This is a genomic window from uncultured Roseibium sp., assembly GCF_947496995.1.
Lineage (GTDB): Bacteria > Pseudomonadota > Alphaproteobacteria > Rhizobiales > Stappiaceae > Roseibium.
Genome location: NZ_CANMFD010000005.1, coordinates 378,654 through 394,496 on the forward strand (window position 1 = coordinate 378,654; position 15,843 = coordinate 394,496).

Genomic DNA, 15,843 nt, shown 5'->3' on the forward strand with positions numbered 1-15,843 from the left:
GAGACCGATGTTGACGCGTAGAGCTGCATTGATGGGTGCCGCAGGCATTGCCGCGAGCCCGCTTATCGTAAAGGTCGCACAGGGCGAGGAAATCATGGACACGTCCATGGCGCCGCCCGTCGACCTGTCCACCCTCAAGCGCATCAAGCACAAGCTGCTGGCGCCGCCTTTCGTGCATGCGCACGACCAGGTGGGTCCCGCCGAGCCGCGGATCGTCGAATTCGAAATGAAGATCGTCGAGAAGGAAATGCAGGTTGCCGATGACGCCTATCTGCAGGCCATGACCTTCAACGGCTCGGTTCCCGGTCCGCTGATGGTGGTGCATGAAGGCGATTATGTCGAACTGACGCTGTTCAACAGCGCCGACAACATGATGCAGCACAATATCGATTTTCATGCCGCCACCGGGGCGCTGGGCGGCGGGTCGCTGACGCTGGTCAATCCGGGCGAAAAGACCACGCTGCGCTTCAAGGCGACACGGCCGGGCACCTTTGTCTATCACTGCGCACCGGGCGGTCCGATGATCCCCTGGCACGTCGTCTCCGGCATGTCCGGCGCCATCATGGTGCTGCCGCGCAACGGGCTGAGCGATCACAACGGCAAGCCGGTCACTTACGACCGGGTCTACTACATCGGCGAGAACGACTTCTATATCCCGAAGGACGAGAACGGCGACTACAAGCGGTTCGAGGATGCCGGCGACAGCTATTCCGATACGCTTGAAGTGATGAACGGGCTGATCCCCAGCCATGTGGTGTTCAACGGCAAGGTCGGCGCCCTGACCGGCGACGGCGCGCTGAAGGCCGCCCAGGGCGAACGGGTGCTGTTCGTGCACAGCCAGGCCAACCGGGATTCCCGCCCGCACCTGATCGGCGGACACGGCGATCTGGTCTGGGAAATGGGCAAGTTCAACAACCCGCCCGACCGGGACCTGGAAACCTGGTTCATCCGTGGCGGTTCCGCCGGGGCGGCGCTTTACGAGTTCCTGCAGCCGGGCGTCTATGCCTATGTGAACCACAATCTGATCGAGGCGGTGAACCTCGGCGCCACGGCGCATGTGCTGGTGGAAGGCAACTGGGACAACGATCTGATGGAACAGGTGGTCGCTCCCACGGAATATGACAGCGCTTTCGAGGGCAAGACAGCGCTGCCGTGACACCGGCCGGGCGCGATCTCGGAACTTGGGGGCGGCCGTTTTTGCGGCGGCCCCTTTTTTCATGTGAAAGGGGACTGAAATGAAATCCCTCCTTCTGGCCGGCGCGGCCCTTTCGGTCATGGCAGCCGCCACATCGGTGACCATCTGGACGCTGACCCGGCCCGCCATCACGGACTTGCCGGAAACCGTCGTGATCGCACCGGGAGAGTTCAGCTACCGGCCTGCCGGGGCGTATCGCTTTTACGGAAAGCTGGTCGACGCGCCGCTGGAAACGCAGGTTGCGGACACGCCTCTGGAGATCATGAAGTTTCAGGTGAGCCGCGCCGAATATGCCGCCTGTGTGGCCGACGGCGCCTGTCAGGCGTCCATCGTCTCTCTGGGGGGCAGCGCCACGAGCGCGGAGCTGCCACAGACCGAGGTCAACTGGTATGACGCAACGGCCTATGCGGCCTGGTTCTCGCGCCAGACCCGTCAGCACTGGCGCCTGCCCGATGACCGGGAATGGCAACGCGCGGCGGCGGAACGATTTTTCGAGGACGAGATCGTCGCAGAAGACGAGGACGATCCGGCGCAGCGGTGGCTCGCCGCCTATGCCCGCAATGTCGCCGCGCGGGGCAACACCGAGCCGGAGCCGCAACCGCGCGGAACCTTCGGCGAGAACTCCCACGGGGTGGTCGACATGTCCGGCAACGTCTGGGAATGGACCACGACCTGCGTGGCCAACACGGATCTGACGGCCGATGGTGTTTCGCCCGTCAAGCAGCAGGAATATTGCGGCGCCCATATCGCGGAAGGCAAGCACCGGGCGATCATTATCGATCTCGTGCGCAACCCGAAGGTCGGCGGTTGTGCCGCCGGTCTTCCGGCGGACTACGTCGGCTTCCGGTTGGTGCGGGCCAGATAGGGGCCGATGCGCAGGGCGAAGAGCGAAAAGCCCGCGGCCCATAACAGCGCGGCGATCCAGAGCCCGCTCATGCCGGCGAAGGAGACATCCGGGAAACAGACCCGGATCAGCGCCGCCAGGAAAACCATCGATACGGCAGCCGTCAGAACCGGCCCGGCGACAAGCGCGTGGCCGGTGTGTCCGAGCGAGGCGCGCATCATCACCGCAAGGGTCATGCCGCCGATGGCGCCGATGCCGAGCAGATGGAGGCCGACGGCAGCGGGCAACAGCCCGAAGGACGTGGCCGCAGTCGCCGCAAGGCCGAGGGGCACGAAGCCGTAGGCGACATGCAGCATCAGCAGCAACGGCGAGGGGGCCGTGCGCATGCCCTGCCAGCGGCTCAGGCGCAGGGCGTGCAACGCGGCGGCGATGAGCAGCAATCCTCCCGCCACGCCGCCATCGGGATGAAACACCCATGTCAGCAGGGCAAGGGAGCCCGCAACCAGGCAGAGCGCATCGAAGCGGCTGGCGGGGGCGGGCAGATGTGCGGGGTCGCGTTTGACCAGCCAGTTGCGGGTGAAGCTGGGAATGATCCGGCCGCCGATCAGCGTAATCAGGAAGATGATAACCGCCAGGCCCAGCCGGCGGCCGGTATCGGCGCTGCCCTGGGTGAGCACCTCGACATGAAACAGCATGTTGGCTCCGAACAGGATGAGCACCGGCACCACGACCATCAGGTTGCGCCAGTTGCGTCCGGCGACGATCTCCACCACGATCATCGCGACGATCGCGGCCAGAAACCCGGTGTCGAGCACCATCACCGCCACGGCTCCGAGCTTGAAAACACCGGCGCAGGCGAACCGTCCGGCGATCCACAGCGACACCAGCAGGAACAGCGGCCAGCCCCGTTTCGGCATCCGGCCCGTCCAGTTGGGGATCGCGGTGAACAGAAATCCCGCGATGACGGCGGACGCATAGCCGAACAGCATTTCATGGACATGCCAGTCGGTGGGCGTGAACGGGCCGGCAATCGTGACGCTTCCGTCCAGGATCAGCATCCAGACGACAATCGCCGCGATGGCGAATACCGACGCGGCGAGGAAAAAGGGGCGGAAGCCGTAGCTGAACAGCGCCGGTCCGGCGAAGGATTTGGGGTTAGAACCTGTCATGGCAGTGCCTCCGGTCTTTTCGGCTTGCATTCCAACAGAAAGGGGCGATGCCCGTTTGCGGCACCGCCCCTGTTTTCGATCAACATCTCCGGCGGTTACTTGACCTTGGCGAAGATATCTTCAAACCGCTTTTTCGACTTGCCCTTCTGCTTGACGGCCTTCGCGGCCTCGAGGTTCGTGGCTTCGCCGACCTGGATCAGCGCGACCATGCCCATGCCGTAATGGGGCGTGCATTTGATGCCGTAGAGACCTTCGGCCTCGACAACGAGCGAGAAATCCTTGCTCATCTTGCTCTTGAAAGCGGGGACGCCCTCCGGAAGCATACCCTTGATGCCTTCGGCATTGTGTCCCTTGTCGACGGACACGAAGACGACCGTGTCGCCGGGCGCTGCCGCGATATAATCGGGTTCGAACACCATGGATCCGGCTTCGCCCTTGTTGAGCATCTTGACTTCATGGGTTTCCGCGAAGGCAGCCCCCGTTATCAGTGTGAGTGCGGCCACCAGCGTGAGTGTTTTGCGTAGCATCGGAAATCCCTTTCTTCGTTTCCGGTGTATGTTCTGTGGCCCTGTTATGCTTAAGTCAGCGCGAAAAGACTTTGTGCTGCAACAAACTCCGGGACGACGCGTGAATAAAATCGACGAAAGTCTGCTGGCAGGCGTCCCGCCCTTCCGGCGTCTGGAGCGGAGACAGATCCGGGAGATACTCGATCTGGCCGTTTCGAAACGGTTCGACGAGGGCGTGGCGGTGTTTTCCGAGGGCATGCCCGCAGAGCGGTTCTATTTGCTGCTCGACGGCTATATCCGGGCGGTGAAGACAACGCCGGGCGGCGAGCACATCATTGCCATGCATATCGCTCCCGGACAGCTGTTCGGCATAGCGGCGGCGCTCGGGCGCGATACCTATCCCGCAACGGCCATGACGGCCGCGGAAACGCTGGCCCTGTCGTGGCCGATGCGGCTCTGGGACGAGTTCACGTCGAAGTACGACGGGTTTGCGTCCGAGACCTACAAGGTCGTCGGTGACCGGATGCAGGATATCCAGTCGCAGCTGTCCGAACTGGCGACGCAGGCCGTGGAACAACGGCTCGCCTCGGCGCTGCTCAGGATGGTCAACCAGTCCGGCAGGAAAGTCGACAACGGCATCGAAATCGCCTTTCCGGTGACGCGGCAGAACATTTCGGAAATGACCGGCACGACATTGCACACGGTCAGCCGGGTGCTGAGCGCCTGGCAGAAACAGGGCATCGTGGAGAGCACGCGGCGGCACATCGTGGTGACCGAGCCGCATCAGCTGGTCCTGTTAAGCGGGGTTGCCGGGTAAGACCCGTCACTCACAGCCCCGCGGCGGCGCGAAGCTCGGCGCGAAACGCCTGTTCATCCAGCTCATATTCCCGGCAGGAATCGATGACTGTATGGAACGGTGCGATCGGGCATCCGTAGCAAAGCATCCTGTGCCGGATGAAGACGGCAGCAGTCTGCGGCCAGTCCTTGAACAACACAGTCAGCGGCAGATCCGGATCGTCGATCTTCGCTCGTTTCATGACACGATACCCCGTGCATGCTGCAGTGCCCCAAAGCGTGCGGTTGATGACAGTCAGGAACCCCGACTCCCGACGGCGAGTGGTTCTCTTTTTTGCACGCAAATTCTTCGCCTTCTTTGTTCTGCAACAACATCGGCTGTTTAGGATCGCGGTAATCCGATTGAATCCGCAACAACGATCGGGTTTGGCACGATGTCAGAGATCCTTACTAAGTCGCGGGCCAGGAACGTTTTTTATGGGGGATCGCTGTTCTTCATAGTCGTTTTTGTGGCCATGACCATTCACAGCCACCGCTATGTGGTGAAGACGTCGACCGCAGGCATGCCACTGAGCGAAGAGGTCAAGCTCGGCAAGGAAGTCTGGGAGCGACACAGCTGCATCAACTGTCACACGCTGCATGGTGAAGGCGCGTATTTCGCGCCCGAGCTGGGCAACGTGATGACCCGCTGGGGCGTTCTGGAAGATCCCGAGTCGGCCTATGAAATCCTCGACGGCTGGATGCAGGCACAGCCCTCCGGAGTGGAAGGCCGCCGCCAGATGCCGCATTTCGTCATCAACGAGGAAGAGATGCGCGGACTGTCGGAATTCCTGCGCTGGGCCGACCAGACCGACACCCAGAACTGGCCGCCGAACGACGCGGGCTGAGGGAGAGAACTCATGAAATATCAATCGCAAAAAGTGGCGTATGCCTACTTTCTGGCGGCCATGGGGCTGTTCGGAATCCAGGTCATCGGCGGTCTGTTGGCCGGCTGGATCTACATTTCCCCCAACACGTTGTCCGAGCTTCTGCCGTTCAACATCATCCGCATGATCCATACCAACGCGTTGATCGTCTGGCTTCTGCTGGGGTTCTTCGGGGCGGCTTATTATCTCGTGCCGGAGGAAAGCGAACGGGAGCTCTATTCGGTCAAGCTGGCCTATCTGCAGCTGATCATCCTTGTCGTCGGCACGCTGGGCGCCGTGGCGAGTTATCTCGTCGGCATTCACGGCGGGCGCGAATTCCTGGAGCAGCCGCTGTGGGTCAAGTTCGGCATCCTGGTGGCGGCGGTGATCTTCCTGGTCAACATCTCGCTGACCGTGCTCGCCGGACGCAAGACCGCGATCACCAACGTGTTGCTGACCGGTCTGTGGATGCTGTCGCTGCTGTGGATCTTCGCCTTCATCAATCCGTCGAACCTCAGTCTCGACAAGATGTACTGGTGGTTCATCGTTCACCTTTGGGTGGAAGGCACCTGGGAACTGGTGATGGCCTCGATCCTCGCCTTCCTGATGTTGAAGCTCACCGGCGTCGACCGCGAAGTGATCGAGAAATGGCTCTATGTCATCGTCGCGACGGCGCTGTTCTCGGGCATCCTGGGGACTGGTCACCACTTTTACTGGATCGGCCTGCCCGGTTACTGGCAGTGGGTGGGCTCGATCTTCTCGACCTTCGAGGTGGTGCCGTTCTTCGCCATGATGAGCTTCGCCTTCCTGATGGTCTGGAAAGGCCGGCGCAATCATCCCAACAAGGCCGCACTGTTGTGGTCGCTGGGATCTGCCACCGTCGCCTTCTTCGGGGCGGGTGTCTGGGGCTTCCTGCACACGCTGCACGGTGTGAATTATTACACCCACGGCACGCAGGTGACGGCGGCGCACGGGCATCTGTCCTTCTATGGCGCCTATGTCGCCCTGAACCTGGCGATGTTCACCTACGCAATGCCGATGCTGCGGGGCCGCGAGCCCTACAACCAGGTGCTCAACATGGCCAGCTTCTGGCTGATGACCGGCGGCATGGCCTTCATGACCTTCGTGCTGACCTTCGCCGGGACCATCCAGACCCACATGCAGCGGGTTGTCGGTGACTACTACATGGACGTGCAGGACCAGCTCGAAATCTTCTACATCATGCGCTTCGGTGCCGGTGTGGCGGTTGTGCTCGGAGCCCTGCTGTTCATCTACAGCCAGCTGGTTATCCGGCGCGAGATTGTCGAGCCTGGCAAGGTCGATGCTCTTCCTGAGGGAGAGCGGGCATGAATGCGCACATGACGGAAATCGCAGGACAGCAGGATGTCCCGTTTTATCGCCCTGTCGGCAATGAATGCACGGTCTTCGAGACGGCCCACGCCAATGGTCTGCCCCTTCTTCTGAAGGGGCCGACCGGCTGTGGCAAGACGCGGTTCGTGGAGCATATGGCGGCCAGGCTCGGCCGCCCGCTCTATACGGTCGCCTGCCACGACGATCTTTCGGCGGCCGACCTGATCGGCCGCTACCTGCTGCGCGGCGGCGAGACGGATTGGGTCGACGGGCCCCTGACCCGGGCGGTCCGGGAAGGGGCGATCTGCTATCTCGACGAGGTTGTCGAGGCGCGCAAGGATGTCACCGTGGTGCTGCATCCGCTGACCGACAACCGCCGCAGGCTGCTGATCGACCGCACCGGCGAGGAGCTGACGGCACCGCCGGGCTTCATGTTGGTGGCGAGCTACAACCCCGGCTACCAGAATATTCTCAAGCGTCTGAAACCTTCCACCCGGCAACGGTTCCTGTCGATCGGCTTCGGCTTCCCGGATGCGGCCACGGAAATCGCCGTCGTCACGCGGGAGAGTGGCCTGGAGGAAAGCCGTGTTGCACCGCTGGTGCGGCTTGCCGGCCATGTGCGGGGTCTGTCAGGCATGGATCTCGAGGAGGGGATCTCGACCCGCCTGCTGATTTACGCGGCAACGCTGATCGCCGGCGGCATGCCGCTCGAGCGGGCGCTGGAAGCGGCTGTGATCGAGCCGCTGACGGACGAAGCGGATGTGCAGCAGGCCCTGCGCGACCTGATCGCCGTGATCTACGGGTAGAAGGGGAGGCTGTCATGATCAGACCGCTGGACCTGATGGAGCCGGAAGAAACCGTCGGCAACCTCTGGCACGACTGGGCAAGCCGGATGGCTTCCACCGAGGGGTACCGCGACTGTGCGGTTCCTCTGGAGGCGGTCCGCGTCAGTCTGGCGGTGCTGTTTCGAGCGCTTGGGGGAGCAGGCGGTGTTGAAATCGGCGCAGCGCCGGCCACGGCCTCGCGCCATCGGCGCGGCACGTTGCGCACCATCGGCGATACGCGGCAACTGGAGCATCTGGCCAGCTTCGATGGCGAACGACTGAGGCTGCCGCCGGTGATGGATGTGTTTCCCGCGGCCGATCTCAACCGTGCCGCCTATCTGTGGCTCGCCGCGATGGCGGCCTGCGGCGAGACCCTGCCGGCAACCGATCCTTCAAGCGATCCGCTTGTGGAGGATCTGCAGCATCTGGTGGCAATGCAGGCGGTGACGGCGCGAGTGCTTGAAGCCTGTCCGGGGCTGGTGAGCCTTCATGAAGCGTTGCGCGCCCATCTTCTGGAAACGCGCATATCTCACGCCACCGGCAGCACCGAGGCCCTGGTCGAGGACCTGACCCGCTGGCATCTGGGTGACCCGACGCTGCCCGGCGCGCCCGCCGGTGACCTTATGCGCCGGTTCCAGGCCGGTACACTGCAAGCGCCGCGTGGCTATGCACCGCCCGCACCGGTGCCGATCTGGTTGCGGCTGGAGCGTTCGGAGCCCGGCAAGGCGGCCGCCGATCCGGAGGCCGGAACGGCCCCGCCGGGGCTGGCGACGACGACGCGGAAAGTTGGCATCCGCGAGGACCGCGAGGAAGCCAATCGCAAGGACAGCTTCATCATCCACCGTTTCGAGGCGATCCTGAGCTGGGTGGAGAGCATGAACCTCAACCGCTCGGTGGACGATGACGATCAGGACAATGCCCAAAAAGCCGCCGAGGATCAGGACCACATCACCCTGTCGCAGAACAACAGGCGCGCCGCGACCCGTTTGCGGCTGCATCTGGACCTTGCGCCGCAGGACGCCGATCACGAGCGTCTGTCGGATCACAGCACCTACTCGGAATGGAACCACCGGGCCCGCGCCTACCTGCCCGACCACTGCCGGGTGCTGGAAGCCGAAGCCAGTGCGGACGCGGAGCAGGGTATCGTTGCCGATCCGCGTCTGGTCGCACGTGTCCGCCGGCAGTTCGAGACCCTGCATCCGCGCCGCATCCTGCGCCCACGTCAGATCGAGGGCGCGGAACTGGATCTCGATGCGTTGATTGCCGCCCAGGTTTCCCTGCGTGCCACGGGCAGCGGAAGCGACAGGATTTATCAGAGCCTGCGGGTCACTGAACGCGATCTCAGCGTTGCTGTGCTTATGGATTGTTCGCGGTCCACGGAGGCGGTCATCGGCGAGCGCTCGGTGATCGACACGGCGCGCGAGGCGCTTGTGGCGCTGGCTGGAGGCATCGACGCGGCGGGGGATCGTTTCGGCATCTGGGGTTTCTCGTCGCTGCGCCGCGATCGGGTGTTCCTGACGCGTTGCAAGCAATTCGACGCGCCCATGTCGACAACAGTCACGGCCCGCATCGGCAATCTGCGCCCCGGCCATTACACCCGGCTGGGCGCGGCGGTTCGTCATGTCTCGGCACAACTGGCGAAGGAAACCGCGACCCGCAAGCTGTTGCTGGTGCTGACCGACGGCAAGCCCAACGATCTCGATCATTATGAAGGCGTCTACGGGATCGAGGACAGCCGCATGGCGGTGCGCGAAGCGCGCATGCAGGGCCAGGCGGTGCATGCCATCATCATCGACGCCGACGGTCAGGACTGGTTCGCGCGGATCTTCAACCGGGCCGGTTTCACCCTATTGCCCGATCCCGCCCGCCTGACCCGCGCGCTTCCCGACATCTATCGTTCGCTGATACAGGAGACCTGATATGCGCACTTTTTCCGTTTTTGCCGCCCTCTGGACATTGCTGGCGGTTCCGGTCCAGGCCCTTGCCGCCGGCGTTCAGAGGCCGATTCCCAATCCGCAATCGGCGACCGCCGAATTCTGGTTCTTTTCCGCCTCGGTCGGACTTCTGCTGGCGCTCGCCGCAGTGCATTGGCTGGTCGCCCGGCGATGAGCCGGCATCCCGGCGGAAAGCCGCGTCCAGGCTGGAGACTGCTTGTCGCGCTCTACCCTTTCGGTGCGGGCGCCGCAGCCGTCAACCTGTTCTTCGCCTCACTGATTTTCAGCTGGATCGGCTGGCGGGTGATGACGCCCCATGAAGCCGTCGCCGGCGGGCTGGTGCTTGGGCTGCCGGCAACCTGGGCCTTCGCGCGGCACATTAGGGGCCTGATGGACAAGGCCGAACCGCGCGAGTGAGCGAGCAGGCTGAGTTTTCTGAATTCGTCCGCGAGAAATGTCACATCTCGGCAGCGTCAAATATGCGGCCGATCCAATCCAGAAATACCCTGACACGGGGAGAGAGCTGCCGGTTCTGCGGATAAAATGCCGCCAGGGGCAACGGTGGGGGTAGAGCCCTGGGCAATACTTCCACCAACCGGCCGCTGGCAAGATCTTCCAGAAAGCGATACCGGGGCGCTTGAACCAGACCGAAGCCCTGCCGGGCCAGATGGTGAACGGTGTCGGCATCGTTGGCGGTCACCGTTGCGGGCAGGGCAACTTCTTCGTAGCCGTCACCACGCCGGAATTCCAGCGGAAGGGCCGCGCCGGTGCGCGAAGACAAGAAGCCGACCATGCGATGACCGTCGAGATCCTCCAGCGATGAAGGGGTTCCATACCGCTCGAGGTAATCCGGGCTGGCGCAGGTGATTTCAGGGATGCTCGTCAGTTTGCGCATGATCATGCCGCTGTCGTCGGGATCTCCAGCCCGGATGACACAATCGATGCCTTCCCGGACCAGATCCACCAGCCGCTCGGTCTGGCCAAGCTGCAGGGTGATCCTCGGATATTTTTCGAAAAACCCGGACAGATGCGGCAGCAGAAAAACGCGCGTCAGCGTGCCGGGTGCATCCACCCGCAACACGCCGGAGGGTTCGTGTCCCCTGAGAGCACCCTCGGCCTCCTCCAGATCGGCGAGGATCGCCACACAGCGCCGGTAATAGGCATTGCCATCGGGTGTGGGGGCGACGTGCCGGGTCGTTCTTTCCAGCAGCCTGCTGCCGAGATTTTTTTCCAGACGCTGGACAGCTTCGGTCGCTGTCGATCTGGGGATATTCAGATCGGCTGCGGCCTTGGAGAAGCTGCCGCGTTCCACCACCCGCACGAACAGGCGCATTGTTTCGAGGCGATCGATCATTTGTTCGTAATAGCCGAATTAAGTTTCCAGAAACAGACTGATTATTCGAAGAGTGTTCGTCACTAGGTTCTCTTTCAGCAAGAAGGAGACCGGAATGACTCAGGAACTCAAGACAGCCATTGTTACAGGTGGCAGCAAAGGCATTGGCGCGGCTATCGCGCAGCGCCTCGCGCGGGACGGCCACGCGGTGGTGGTGAATTATGCGCGTGATGAGATCAGCGCAAATCAGGTTGCCGCCGAAATTGAAGATGGAGGCGGCAAGGCGCTGGCCGTCAAGGGGGATGTCGCGGAGCCGCAGTGCCTGACGGACCTGTTCGATGCGGCGGAGAAGGCTTTCGGCCCGGTGTCAGTCCTTGTGAACAACGCCGGCATCATGCGCGGCGGGCCGATCGGCGCTGTTTCCGATGCCGATTTCGAGGCCCAGTGTGCGGTGAATATCGGCGGAACGTTTCGCGGTTTGCGCGAGGCCTCCAACCGACTGGCAGACAATGGAACAATCGTCAGTCTGTCGTCGAGCGTCGTCGGCCTTTATCAACCGGCATATGGCGTCTACGCCGCGACGAAGGCCGCCGTGGAAGCCATGACCCACGTGCTGGCAAAGGAACTCGGCGCGCGCGGTATCACCGTCAATTGCGTCGCGCCGGGGCCTGTTGAAACCGAATTCTTCATGACCGGCAAACCGGATGCTGTTGTCAAGGCAATCCGGCAGATGAACCCGTTCAATCGGCTCGGGACACCCGAAGATATCGCCTCGGCGGTCGCCTTCCTGACCGGCTCCGACGGACGCTGGATCAGCGGCCAGATCCTGCGCGCCAACGGCGGCGTGATCTGACACCCCGCCCTGAAAGGAAAAACCATGCCTTTTGCGAATTACAAACTCCCGCAGGATTCCCTCACGAACGCCCAGAAGGAAGACCTGATCCACAAGACAACCGAGTTGATGGTCGGCTTGTTCGGTGAGGCCGTGCGGCCCACGACGATGGTTCTGGTCGAAGAAATCAAGGACGGCGGATATGGCCGCGCGGACGAGGTGTTCGTGATGCCGGATGACTATCGCGTCAGGGAATAATGCCCTCGGTTCAACGGGCGTTCACTTTGCCGATTGCGCATTGCCACCGTTCGCGTCGGCCATTTGAACCTGGTGCTCCATCAAGACGGAACGGAACCGAGCATCCTTATGAGGAAGGTTCGGCAGTTACGGCTGCCGCGTCCTTTTGGTCCCGGGCCGGGTCGGCTGAAGATCTGCCAGTTCAGGAAACCCTGCCGTGATCCGCAAGGAAATCAAGCAGGGCCCGGACACGGGAGGGTAATGGGCCGCCCTGGCCGAGGTGGATGGCATGAAAAGCTTCCCGGTCTCCGGGATTGAGATGATTGAGGACGGGGATGAGCCGGCCGGTGGCAATGTCGTTACGGACCGTAAAGGCGGCCAGCCTGGCGAGCCCGTTTCCGGTCAGGGCCAGCCGGCGGAGGGCTTCGCCGTCACTTGCCTTCACCCGGCCGGAAACCGGCAGGACAATGGTCCCGCTCTTTCCCTTGAGTGGCCAGCCATCCACCGTTCGGACATAACCGAACCCCAACCGAGAATGCTTATCGAGATCCTCAACGCTGACAGGTGTTCCAAATCGCTCAAGATAGGCGGGGGAGCCGACGATGACCATGGCGGTCTCACCGAGTTTGCGGGCGACGAGGCTTGAGCTCTTCATCGGTCCGGCACGCACCGCAACATCCGTCCGCTCCGTCAAAAGGTCGACGACCCTGTCCGTCTGGACGAGATCGAGGGTGATGCCGGGATGGAGTTCCAGGAACATCGGCAGGACCGGTGTCAGGATATGGGCTGCATAGGAGGCGCTGGTGTTGATGCGGATGCGCCCGACAGGCTCTTCTCCGGCGCGCGCGCTGCGTTCCGCATCCTCGATATCCGCGAGGATGCCTGTGGAGCGTTCATAAAACGCACAGCCTTCCGGAGTGAGCTGAAGAGCGCGTGTCGAACGGTTGACCAGCCGTACACCCAACCGGGTCTCCAGGCGCGAAACAAGCTTGCTGACCGCGGAAGGTGTCATGAGGCAGACGCGGGCTGCGGCTGAAAAGCCCCCTTGTTCGACCACTTGCACGAAGACTTCCATTTCTCCGGACCGATTGACTTCGGAGCGCGCCATGTTTCCGTCAATTCACAGATGATGTTCTTGGCGGCACTCTAAATCAACGAACGGTCTGCGTCTATCTTTCCATCAACGCGACAACCGAAAGGAACATTCGATGGAATACCGCACGCTCGGCCGATCCGGTCTGAAAGTCCCTGTCCTCAGTTTCGGTACCGGCACCTTTGGCGGATCAGGACCCCTGTTCGGCGCCTGGGGGAATACAAGCATCAAGGAAGCCCGCCGCCTCGTCGACATCTGTCTCGAAGTTGGGGTCAATCTCTTCGACACCGCGGACGTCTATTCGGGTGGTGCGTCGGAAGAAGTCCTGGGTGCGGCTATAAAGGAGCGTCGGGACAAGGTGCTTATCTCGACAAAGGCAGGCCTGCCGATGGGGGACGGACCCAACGACGCCGGATCGTCGCGGCTGCGGTTGATCCGGTCGGTGGAAAACGCGCTGAAGCGGCTCGGCACCGATCATATCGACATCTTCCAGCTCCATGCTTTCGACGCTTTCACGCCGGTGGAGGAGGTCCTTGCCACGCTGGACACACTCGTGCGGGACGGCAAGATCCGGTATGTCGGTGTCTCCAACTTTTCCGGCTGGCAGATCATGAAGTCGCTGGCGGTCGCGGAGAAAAACGCCTGGCCGCGATACGTCGCCAACCAGATCTATTACTCGCTGGTCGGCCGTGACTACGAATGGGACCTGATGCCGCTCGGTGCCGACCAGGGGATCGGTGCGCTCGTCTGGAGCCCGCTCGGCTGGGGACGGCTGACCGGCAAGATCAGGCGGGGCGAACCATTGCCCGAGGGAAGCCGTCTGCACGAGACGGCCGGCTTCGGACCGCCCGTGGACGACGACCATCTTTTCCAGGTGGTGGATGTGCTGGAAGAGGTGAGCCGTGAGGCCGGGAAAACCGTGCCACAGGTCGCGCTCAACTGGCTTCTGCAACGTCCGACAGTCTCCTCCGTCATCATAGGTGCGCGCAACGAAGACCAGCTTCGCCAGAATCTTGGTGCTGTAGGCTGGTCCCTTTCGGGAGAGCAGATCGGCAGGCTGGACGCTGCCAGCGCGGTAACGGCGCCTTATCCGCATTTCCCTTATCGGCGGCAGGAAGGCTTTGCCCGGCTGAATCCGCCTTTGACGGGGGAGGTACGCACCTAGAAGCTTCAGCTGGGTCGGGCGGTGGCCCCCTCCGCTACCATTGGCTCTGACCGGGTTCCGATGATGTAGCGTGTGCCGTTTTCGTCGGAGGAAACTTCCACCTGGGCGCCGAGCTGGGAGGCAAGGGTGGAGATGAGCTTGACGCCGAGGGACCCGCGCTCCGTGAGCCCGGTGAAACCGACGCCGTCGTCGGAGACTTCCAGCATCCAGGCCTTGTTGGTCCCCTGCATACTGACCTGGATAACGCCGCTCGGCCTGCCGGTGAAGGCGTGCTTGTAGGCATTGGTCACCAGTTCGTTTATCAGGAGGCCGACAACAATGGTGCTGTCCCGTTCCCAGGTGAAGTCGGCGATTTCCGTTCGGATGGACACTCCCTTGTCGACCGGGGCCGATTTCTCGAGGTTGCCGCACAGTTCCGCCAGATAGGCAGGCAGGTGGACCGTTCCCGTGTATCGGTCGCCCCGGTACAGGAAGGAATTTACGGTCGCGTAGCTTTCCACCCGGCCGAGCGCGGCCTGGAGCGCATACATGATCGTCTCGTCCTCGGCATGCTCGCGCATCTGGAAGCGGAGCAGGCTGGCGACGGAGGCAAAGTTGTTCTGGACGCGGTGCTCGATTTCCCGCAACAGCATTTCCCGGTCGGCAAGGGCCTGCCACATGGTGCGCCGGAAGAGTTCGGCCAGAGCCACGACGAAGAAGGCGGCCAGGATATTCACGATGACACGCGGGCCGTCGCTCGGATCCTCGAATGCCAGGCTGCCGTTGAGCGGGAGAACATAGTACCAGGCGTAGAGCGAGGAGAGTACGGCCGTCAGCAATCCGGACTGCCATTTGCCGAACAGGGTCGCCAGCAGGACAAAGGGAACCATCAGGGCAAAGGGGCCGGCGCCGCTCCAGAGAAAATCGAGAACCCACCGCAAGCTTATGCCCGAGACGGTACATAGAAGCGCGAATGCCACCTGGACCAGCACAGGTGAAAACGATGGAAACGCGGCTTCGATGTTGTAGGTTGCGAGGGAGCGGCCACTCCCGAAAAACTGGCTGAATGGCTTGCGCACGCCTGCCTGTAGATTGCGCAAAGACGCGACTATCATCTGGTCACTCCAAGCGGGCTCCACACGTGAAGTCCCATTCCCAAGCCAATTAGCAGACTGCAAAGGGGCCGCAATAACAAAAGATACGAAGAGGCCAGAAATATGAGAATAAACGCGTTGAACCGGCTTTTTGTTCCGCCGCGCACGCGGTAGTTGCGGGGCGGCGGCTGCCTGGCCCTGCTGTTCTTTTGTTCTCGCGGTGTTTTCAGCGATTTCGTGCGGCCACACCATGGTTCTCGTCGAGGAAATCAAGGATGGCGGTTATGGCCGCGCGGACGAGGTGTTGGTGATGCCGGATCACTGGCGCGTCAGCAAATAATATCCACCGCCCAAAAGCAGAACCGCAAGGCCCGCGCCCGCATCAGGTGTTGGAGCATCGAGCGGTCGGTTGAACGCGCGATGCTCATTTATGGGTCCACACCCTAGGGTGTGGACCCATAAAATTATGCTTTCAGGTCGTTCAGAAAATGATTGGCGCCAAGGCGCAAGATCGCAGGAAACCTCTCTGGTTTTCAAGATTTTGCAACGCTGGAGACAGTCGCTTTCTGAACGATCCGAAGGACATCA

General features: G+C 62.2%; 18 protein-coding genes and 1 pseudogene. 13 read left to right on the forward strand and 6 right to left on the reverse strand.

Annotated elements, in window-relative coordinates:
- Positions 1–7: 7 nt before the first annotated feature.
- Together nirK and Q1B40_RS20585 are read left to right on the forward strand one after the other, a co-directional pair.
- On the forward strand, positions 8–1,156 hold the full coding sequence (gene nirK / locus Q1B40_RS20580; RefSeq protein ID WP_299818750.1) for a copper-containing nitrite reductase: 1,149 nt from the start codon (positions 8–10) through the stop codon (positions 1,154–1,156).
- Positions 1,157–1,235: 79 nt separating this feature from the next.
- Positions 1,236–2,060: an SUMF1/EgtB/PvdO family nonheme iron enzyme gene (locus tag Q1B40_RS20585; protein ID WP_299818753.1), complete on the forward strand. Its 825-nt coding sequence runs from the start codon at positions 1,236–1,238 to the stop codon at positions 2,058–2,060.
- Here Q1B40_RS20585 and Q1B40_RS20590 read toward each other — a convergent pair.
- A complete protein-coding gene (locus tag Q1B40_RS20590) occupies positions 2,027–3,208 on the reverse strand; it encodes an NnrS family protein (protein WP_299818756.1) in 1,182 nt (393 codons plus the stop codon). The genes Q1B40_RS20585 and Q1B40_RS20590 overlap by 34 nt on opposite strands.
- A 95-nt stretch (positions 3,209–3,303) precedes the next feature.
- Positions 3,304–3,735, reverse strand: a complete 432-nt coding sequence (locus tag Q1B40_RS20595) for a pseudoazurin (RefSeq protein ID WP_299818759.1) — start codon at positions 3,733–3,735, stop codon at positions 3,304–3,306.
- Positions 3,736–3,835: 100 nt separating this feature from the next.
- On the opposite strand from Q1B40_RS20595, the gene Q1B40_RS20600 reads away from it, so the two are divergent.
- Positions 3,836–4,531, forward strand: a complete 696-nt coding sequence (locus Q1B40_RS20600; RefSeq protein ID WP_299818762.1) for a Crp/Fnr family transcriptional regulator — start codon at positions 3,836–3,838, stop codon at positions 4,529–4,531.
- Between the two features lie 10 nt (positions 4,532–4,541).
- On the opposite strand, the gene Q1B40_RS20605 is transcribed toward Q1B40_RS20600, so the two are convergent.
- Complete coding sequence (locus Q1B40_RS20605) at positions 4,542–4,751, reverse strand: DUF1858 domain-containing protein (RefSeq protein WP_299818765.1); 210 nt, start codon at positions 4,749–4,751, stop codon at positions 4,542–4,544.
- 192 nt (positions 4,752–4,943) lie between these two features.
- On the opposite strand from Q1B40_RS20605, the gene Q1B40_RS20610 reads away from it, so the two are divergent.
- From Q1B40_RS20610 to Q1B40_RS20635, 6 genes are read left to right on the forward strand one after another with little or no spacing between them, the layout of a single operon-like run.
- Positions 4,944–5,396 carry a cytochrome c gene (locus tag Q1B40_RS20610; protein WP_299818768.1) on the forward strand — a complete coding sequence of 151 codons (453 nt, stop codon included), beginning with the start codon at positions 4,944–4,946 and terminating at the stop codon, positions 5,394–5,396.
- A 12-nt stretch (positions 5,397–5,408) separates the two neighbouring features.
- Positions 5,409–6,764: a cbb3-type cytochrome c oxidase subunit I gene (locus tag Q1B40_RS20615; protein ID WP_299818771.1), complete on the forward strand. Its 1,356-nt coding sequence runs from the start codon at positions 5,409–5,411 to the stop codon at positions 6,762–6,764.
- A complete protein-coding gene (locus tag Q1B40_RS20620; protein WP_299818774.1) occupies positions 6,761–7,570 on the forward strand; it encodes a CbbQ/NirQ/NorQ/GpvN family protein in 810 nt (269 codons plus the stop codon). The genes Q1B40_RS20615 and Q1B40_RS20620 overlap by 4 nt, the downstream gene beginning before the upstream one ends.
- 14 nt (positions 7,571–7,584) lie before the next feature.
- Positions 7,585–9,507 (forward strand): VWA domain-containing protein, encoded by a 1,923-nt coding sequence (locus Q1B40_RS20625; RefSeq protein WP_299818777.1) that lies wholly within the window; start codon positions 7,585–7,587, stop codon positions 9,505–9,507.
- Position 9,508: 1 nt separating this feature from the next.
- Positions 9,509–9,697 carry a hypothetical protein gene (locus Q1B40_RS20630; RefSeq protein ID WP_299818780.1) on the forward strand — a complete coding sequence of 63 codons (189 nt, stop codon included), beginning with the start codon at positions 9,509–9,511 and terminating at the stop codon, positions 9,695–9,697.
- The gene (locus tag Q1B40_RS20635; RefSeq protein WP_299818783.1) at positions 9,694–9,939 is read left to right on the forward strand and encodes an NnrT protein; all 246 of its coding nucleotides are present in this window, start codon (positions 9,694–9,696) and stop codon (positions 9,937–9,939) included. The genes Q1B40_RS20630 and Q1B40_RS20635 overlap by 4 nt, the downstream gene beginning before the upstream one ends.
- A gap of 40 nt (positions 9,940–9,979) precedes the next feature.
- Here Q1B40_RS20635 and Q1B40_RS20640 read toward each other — a convergent pair whose 3' ends face one another.
- Positions 9,980–10,873, reverse strand: a complete 894-nt coding sequence (locus tag Q1B40_RS20640) for a LysR family transcriptional regulator (protein WP_299819133.1) — start codon at positions 10,871–10,873, stop codon at positions 9,980–9,982.
- 97 nt (positions 10,874–10,970) lie between these two features.
- Between Q1B40_RS20640 and Q1B40_RS20645 the strand changes: the two genes are divergently transcribed.
- Positions 10,971–11,708, forward strand: coding sequence for an SDR family oxidoreductase (locus Q1B40_RS20645; protein ID WP_299818786.1), 738 nt, complete (start codon positions 10,971–10,973; stop codon positions 11,706–11,708).
- Positions 11,709–11,732: 24 nt separating this feature from the next.
- Positions 11,733–11,945 carry a 4-oxalocrotonate tautomerase family protein gene (locus Q1B40_RS20650; RefSeq protein WP_299818789.1) on the forward strand — a complete coding sequence of 71 codons (213 nt, stop codon included), beginning with the start codon at positions 11,733–11,735 and terminating at the stop codon, positions 11,943–11,945.
- A 181-nt stretch (positions 11,946–12,126) separates the two neighbouring features.
- Here Q1B40_RS20650 and Q1B40_RS20655 read toward each other — a convergent pair whose 3' ends face one another.
- Positions 12,127–13,032: a LysR substrate-binding domain-containing protein gene (locus tag Q1B40_RS20655; protein ID WP_299818792.1), complete on the reverse strand. Its 906-nt coding sequence runs from the start codon at positions 13,030–13,032 to the stop codon at positions 12,127–12,129.
- Between the two features lie 100 nt (positions 13,033–13,132).
- On the opposite strand from Q1B40_RS20655, the gene Q1B40_RS20660 reads away from it, so the two are divergent.
- A complete protein-coding gene (locus Q1B40_RS20660; protein WP_299818796.1) occupies positions 13,133–14,182 on the forward strand; it encodes an aldo/keto reductase in 1,050 nt (349 codons plus the stop codon).
- Positions 14,183–14,187: 5 nt separating this feature from the next.
- Here the strand turns inward: Q1B40_RS20660 and Q1B40_RS20665 are convergent, their stop codons facing one another.
- Complete coding sequence (locus tag Q1B40_RS20665) at positions 14,188–15,276, reverse strand: histidine kinase dimerization/phosphoacceptor domain -containing protein (protein WP_299818799.1); 1,089 nt, start codon at positions 15,274–15,276, stop codon at positions 14,188–14,190.
- A 223-nt stretch (positions 15,277–15,499) separates the two neighbouring features.
- On the opposite strand from Q1B40_RS20665, the pseudogene Q1B40_RS20670 reads away from it, so the two are divergent.
- Positions 15,500–15,595 (forward strand): annotated as a pseudogene (locus Q1B40_RS20670) (4-oxalocrotonate tautomerase); the annotation flags it as partial.
- Positions 15,596–15,843 lie beyond the last annotated feature (248 nt).

Bases quoted from the DNA above. Each gene is read 5' to 3' on its own strand.
- Q1B40_RS20610 (WP_299818768.1), top strand. From the start codon at position 4,944: ATGTCAGAGATCCTTACTAAGTCGCGGGCCAGGAACGTTTTTTATGGG.
- Q1B40_RS20585 (WP_299818753.1), top strand. From the start codon at position 1,236: ATGAAATCCCTCCTTCTGGCCGGCGCGGCCCTTTCGGTCATGGCAGCC.
- Q1B40_RS20595 (WP_299818759.1), bottom strand. From the start codon at position 3,735: ATGCTACGCAAAACACTCACGCTGGTGGCCGCACTCACACTGATAACG.
- Q1B40_RS20630 (WP_299818780.1), top strand. From the start codon at position 9,509: ATGCGCACTTTTTCCGTTTTTGCCGCCCTCTGGACATTGCTGGCGGTT.
- Q1B40_RS20645 (WP_299818786.1), top strand. From the start codon at position 10,971: ATGACTCAGGAACTCAAGACAGCCATTGTTACAGGTGGCAGCAAAGGC.
- Q1B40_RS20665 (WP_299818799.1), bottom strand. From the start codon at position 15,276: ATGATAGTCGCGTCTTTGCGCAATCTACAGGCAGGCGTGCGCAAGCCA.
- Q1B40_RS20605 (WP_299818765.1), bottom strand. From the start codon at position 4,751: ATGAAACGAGCGAAGATCGACGATCCGGATCTGCCGCTGACTGTGTTG.
- Q1B40_RS20650 (WP_299818789.1), top strand. From the start codon at position 11,733: ATGCCTTTTGCGAATTACAAACTCCCGCAGGATTCCCTCACGAACGCC.
- Q1B40_RS20590 (WP_299818756.1), bottom strand. From the start codon at position 3,208: ATGACAGGTTCTAACCCCAAATCCTTCGCCGGACCGGCGCTGTTCAGC.
- Q1B40_RS20635 (WP_299818783.1), top strand. From the start codon at position 9,694: ATGAGCCGGCATCCCGGCGGAAAGCCGCGTCCAGGCTGGAGACTGCTT.
- Q1B40_RS20620 (WP_299818774.1), top strand. From the start codon at position 6,761: ATGAATGCGCACATGACGGAAATCGCAGGACAGCAGGATGTCCCGTTT.
- Q1B40_RS20660 (WP_299818796.1), top strand. From the start codon at position 13,133: ATGGAATACCGCACGCTCGGCCGATCCGGTCTGAAAGTCCCTGTCCTC.
- Q1B40_RS20625 (WP_299818777.1), top strand. From the start codon at position 7,585: ATGATCAGACCGCTGGACCTGATGGAGCCGGAAGAAACCGTCGGCAAC.
- Q1B40_RS20615 (WP_299818771.1), top strand. From the start codon at position 5,409: ATGAAATATCAATCGCAAAAAGTGGCGTATGCCTACTTTCTGGCGGCC.
- Q1B40_RS20655 (WP_299818792.1), bottom strand. From the start codon at position 13,032: ATGGCGCGCTCCGAAGTCAATCGGTCCGGAGAAATGGAAGTCTTCGTG.
- nirK (WP_299818750.1), top strand. From the start codon at position 8: ATGTTGACGCGTAGAGCTGCATTGATGGGTGCCGCAGGCATTGCCGCG.